Annotated in this window: 5 protein-coding genes; 2 read left to right on the top strand and 3 right to left on the bottom strand. The window is 60.6% G+C overall.

Annotation, left to right across the window (positions count from 1 at the left end; translation table 11 throughout):
• Positions 1 to 225: hypothetical protein (locus EN750_RS39990; protein WP_127397421.1), on the bottom strand; the 225-nt coding region annotated here is incomplete at its 3' end.
• 297 nt (positions 226 to 522) lie between these two features.
• Here EN750_RS39990 and EN750_RS19910 point away from each other — a divergent pair.
• Both EN750_RS19910 and EN750_RS19905 read left to right on the top strand, forming a co-directional pair.
• Positions 523 to 1,308, top strand: coding sequence for an SDR family NAD(P)-dependent oxidoreductase (locus tag EN750_RS19910; protein ID WP_127397420.1), 786 nt, complete (start codon positions 523 to 525; stop codon positions 1,306 to 1,308).
• Between the two features lie 74 nt (positions 1,309 to 1,382).
• Complete coding sequence (locus tag EN750_RS19905; RefSeq protein WP_127397419.1) at positions 1,383 to 2,561, top strand: zinc-dependent alcohol dehydrogenase; 1,179 nt, start codon at positions 1,383 to 1,385, stop codon at positions 2,559 to 2,561.
• A gap of 424 nt (positions 2,562 to 2,985) precedes the next feature.
• Here the strand turns inward: EN750_RS19905 and EN750_RS19900 are convergent, their stop codons facing one another.
• Together EN750_RS19900 and EN750_RS19895 are read right to left on the bottom strand one after the other, a co-directional pair.
• Positions 2,986 to 3,339 (bottom strand): response regulator, encoded by a 354-nt coding sequence (locus EN750_RS19900; protein ID WP_245482750.1) that lies wholly within the window; start codon positions 3,337 to 3,339, stop codon positions 2,986 to 2,988.
• 23 nt (positions 3,340 to 3,362) lie between these two features.
• Positions 3,363 to 4,555 (bottom strand): PAS domain-containing protein (locus EN750_RS19895; RefSeq protein WP_127397417.1); only part of this gene is annotated, 1,193 nt, incomplete at its 5' end.

Raw genomic sequence — 4,555 nt, 5'->3', positions numbered from 1 at the left:
CCAATGACCTATCCGGTCAAACCGCACCGAGAGCCCCTGTTTGACCGCGCTTCTAGCCAGCAAATGGTCTAGCTCGGCGTCTTCGATCGGACTTCGTACGACTTGGCGAATGGCCTTGCAGGCAAGTTCCGTCGAGACGAAATCATATCTCCTGCTCCTGGCGACGACATATTGTTCGACCAGCATTTTCACGCGCCTGAGCGCGATTTCTTCGGCGTATTGCATTTTATTCCTCCTGCGCCCCGAACTGCCGAACGGGTTTGTTGTTCCCTCCTGGATCTCAAAACATCACCGTCGCCATCACGAAAAGCCCGCGCCTCCCGGACAGGGCACGCGCGGGCTGAACCAGGTTGAGGGGACCCGATCATGCAGCATCAAAAAGGGGGAGCAACGACGCTGCACGGACATCGAACTCGCATCGACCTGAGTTGTTCCGTTCATGGCTCGGATGGCCGCGCATCAACCCGCACGGAACAATCAACCCCGATAGTGGTTCGGCCGAAGCGAGGTTCGGAGGACGTGATGAAGAATGAAAAGTTGGCCGTGGTGACGGGCGCCTCAAGCGGCATCGGCAAGGAACTCGCCAAACTGTGCGCCAAGGACGGCTACCACCTGATCATAGCCGCCGACGAGCCCGCGATCCAGCAGGCTGCCGCGGCGCTCGGTTCGCATGGTGTGACCGTTGAAGCCATCGAGGCCGATCTGGCGACCGAGGAAGGTGTCGATCGTTTGATCGCCGGGATCGGCGATCGCGATGTCGACCTGTTGTTCCTGAATGCCGGACGTGGGCTCGGCCGTGGTTTCGTCGATCAGGATTGGAAAAAAATCCGCCGCATCATCGACACCAACATCACCGGGACCGTCTATCTCGCGCATCAACTCGGAGCCAGGATGGCACGCCGCGGCCGAGGCCGCATCCTCTTCACAGGATCGATCGCTGGTTTCATGCCCGGCACTTTCCAGGCGGTCTACAACGGCACCAAGGCATTCATCGATTCCTTCTCGATCGCACTGCGTCATGAGTTGCAGGACACAGGGGTCACAGTCACCGTGCTGATGCCCGGGGCAACGCAGACGCGGTTCTTCGAACGCGCCGAAATGATGAATACCAAGGTCGGCACCGATGAGAAGGACAATCCCGCCGATGTCGCCAAAGCAGGCTACGAGGCGATGATGGACGGTGAGGAACAAATCATCAGCGGTTGGAAGAACAAGCTGCAGGTCGCCGCAGCGCATGTGACGCCGGCAGGCACGCTGGCCGAACAGCATCGCAAGATGGCCGAGCCGGGTTCGGCGTCCAAAGACTGACCTTCGGCCTTCAAGCAAACCAAAAAAGTCCGGCAGAGTCTTCTGCCGACCTTCTCCAAGACAGGAGCACCATCATGAAAGCGCTCACATGGCACGGCAAAGGCGACATTCGATGCGATCAGGTGGCTGATCCCGCCATCGAGAATGATCGCGACGTCATCATCAAAGTCACCTGTTGCGCCATATGCGGCTCGGACCTGCATCTGATGAACGGATATATGCCGACTATGGAATCTGGCGATGTGCTCGGACACGAGACGATGGGCGAGGTCGTCGAAGTCGGCAGCGGCCATTCGAAATTTAGAAAGGGCGACCGCATCGTGGTGCCTTTCAACATCTCATGCGGCGAGTGCTGGTTTTGCCAGAAGGGGCTGTTCTCGCTTTGCGACAGGTCCAATCCCAATGCCAAACAGGCTGCCGAAGTGATGGGACAATCCCCGGCTGGCCTGTTCGGCTATTCGCATCTGGTCGGCGGCTATTGGGGAGGGCAAGCCGAATATCTGCGCGTGCCCTTCGCCGATGTCGGTCCGATAAAGGTGCCGGACGGAATGGACGACGAACAGGTGCTGTTCCTCTCCGACATCTTCCCAACCGGCTATATGGCGGCCGAAAATGCCGGCATCGAGCCAGGCGATACCGTCGCTATATGGGGCTGCGGTCCGGTCGGCCAGTTCGCCATCCAGAGCGCATGGATGCTCGGCGCCGGCCGCGTCATTGCTATAGACAAGGTGCCGGAGCGGCTGGCGATGGCGCGCGAGCACGGCAAGGCCGAGACGCTCGACTTCAGCAACTCCGATATCTACGACGCCTTGATGGCGATGACCGATGGCCGCGGTCCGGATCGCTGCATAGACTGTGTCGGTACGGAGTCCGATCCCGGCGCCAGTGCGGACTCCATGCTCGACAAGGTCAAGGCCGCGGTCTACCTCGGCACCGACCGACCGCATGTGCTGCGCGAAGCAATCTACTCGTGCCGCAAAGGCGGCACCATCTCGGTCCCCGGCGTCTATATCGGCCTCGTCGACCATATCCCGTTCGGCGCCGCCATGAACAAGGGCCTGACCTTCCGGATGGGTCAGACGCACACTCAACGCTATCTCGAACCGCTCCTGGCCATGGTGCAGAAGGGCGACATCGATCCCTCCTTCGTGATCACGCACCGGGCAGACCTCGAAGCGGGACCAGACCTCTACAAGACGTTCCGTGACAAGCAGGATGGCTGCATCAAGGTGGTAATGCGACCGCATGGCTGAGATGTCGGCATCTTGCACGGGGTCCACCTTGCGCGGATTCCCCGCCAAGGATAGCACCGACGCCGAGGAACCTGGAACTTTCGACCGTGGCGGCGGTTGACCCGCAGAATAAACTCAGGGCGACGAGACTGTCGTGCCCGCCCGCTGCGAAGGAAGCTATCGCCATGAGCAATGAGAATTCCACATCGAAACCCAGCGTCCGGTCGCCAAACCCCGATGCTCTGCCGCACCCGAGACGGGACGCCAGTGACACGGATGCCGGTGCCAAGCCGCTGACGCCGAAAACCGCCGGCACGTCCCGGCCATCGGCTCCGCCGCTGGACAATCCGGTTGCCAATCGAAACGCGGGGCGGCCGCGTCAGGCGAGCACCACGCCTAGGCCGACGGACAAGCCCCTGGACTGATCGAAACCGGCCTCTTGAAATCACAGCGAGTGTTTGTCGGGACGAAGCGATGCCAGGTCGGCCAGGGTGTTGAGAAGTGCAGCGTCGCCTGCCGGCTTCGGCACGAATTTGCAGTTTCGGAAGGGTGTGGGAACGTCGCGCGGCCCAAATCCGGTCATGAAGGCGAAGGGGATGCCGCGAGCCAGCAATGTTTCGGCCACGGGCAGACTTGTTTCACCGTTCAATTGAATGTCCAGCAGCGCCACGTCGGCTTTGCCTGCATCGATAAGCTGACGAGCCGCGGCGGCCGACGAGACCGGGCCGATCACCGGATAACCCGCCGCACGCAGGCGTGACGCGATGTCTTCGGCGATCAGCCATTCGTCCTCGACCACCAGAACGCGCGGCCTGTCGTCGCTCACGGCGCCTCCTTGTGGTTTGCTGGAAACGCGATCTGGACACTGAGGCCGTCCTTGTGGAACACGGTCTCGACATTGCCGCCGAGCCTGTAACCGATTTCTCCCTGCAGCAGGGTCAGGCCAAAGCCGTTCTCCAACGGCGCCTTGACAAGAGGGCCGTCCTTTTCTCGCCAGCCAAATGTGAAACTGTCGTCCTCGATCGACCATTGCACACTGACCTTGCCATCGGTTTTTGACAAAGCGCCGTACTTGGCCGCGTTGGTGGCCAGTTCATGAATGGCCATACTCAGGGAAAGCCCCTGTTGCGGACCTAGTTTGACATCCTCGCCATCGAGTTCGATCCGCTCGATGCCGAATGGTTCGAGCTCCTGCTGGAGCAATTCCCTGACCGAGGCTTCCTTCCATCTCTCCCGGGTCAGCAGGCCGTAGGCCCGCGACATGGCATGCAGGCGACCGATCAGCGCGTCCGCGAACTCCTCCTTCGTATCAGAACTTTCCCGCGTGCGGCTTGCAATGCTGGCGATCACCGCAAGCATGTTCTTGACCCGGTGGTTGAGTTCCGAGATGAGCACCTGTTGATGCTCTTCCGCCTGTGCCAGCGTGGTGACATCGACAAGTGTCACCACCACGCCCTGGATCCTGTTTCCCTTGTCGCGATAGGGATTGATGCGGACCATGTGGAACAGGCCCCTGGCATCGCGTGCCAGATGGTGATTCAGGATCTCGCCCGTCTCGAACACCTTGTCGATGTGCTGCTTCAACTCGGGATAGTCGAGTTGGCTCGACAGATCCGTCAGCGGCCGGCCGACATCGGAGGGGCGCAGGCTGAAGAAGGATGACGCCGCCGGCGTGAAGGTGCGGACTACAAGGCTGCGGTCGAGGAAAATAGTCGCGATGTCGGTGCTTTCGAACAGGTTGCGCAGATCGCCGTTGGCGTGGTCGAGCTCTTCTATCTTGGCCGTCAACTCGGCGTTGATCGTGTTGAGCTCCTCGTTGAGCGACTGCATCTCCTCCTTCGAGGCTTCGAGTTCCTCATTGGTGGATTGCGCCTCCTCATTGACGGAGACGAGTTCCTCGTTCGACGATTTGACCTCCTCCAGCGCGGTCTCGTATTCCTCGATCGTCGATTGCAGGCGCTCTCTGGTGTCGCGCAGTTCCCTCTCGAGATCGGCGGCGGGGTCCCTGTCCCGGC

This window comes from Mesorhizobium sp. M7A.F.Ca.ET.027.03.2.1 (genome assembly GCF_003999175.1).
GTDB lineage: Bacteria > Pseudomonadota > Alphaproteobacteria > Rhizobiales > Rhizobiaceae > Mesorhizobium.
This window is presented reverse-complemented; position numbering and strand designations above follow the sequence as displayed.

Coding starts and splice junctions, on each gene's coding strand:
- EN750_RS19905 (WP_127397419.1), top strand. CDS start 1,383: ATGAAAGCGCTCACATGGCACGGCAAAGGCGACATTCGATGCGATCAG.
- EN750_RS19910 (WP_127397420.1), top strand. CDS start 523: ATGAAGAATGAAAAGTTGGCCGTGGTGACGGGCGCCTCAAGCGGCATC.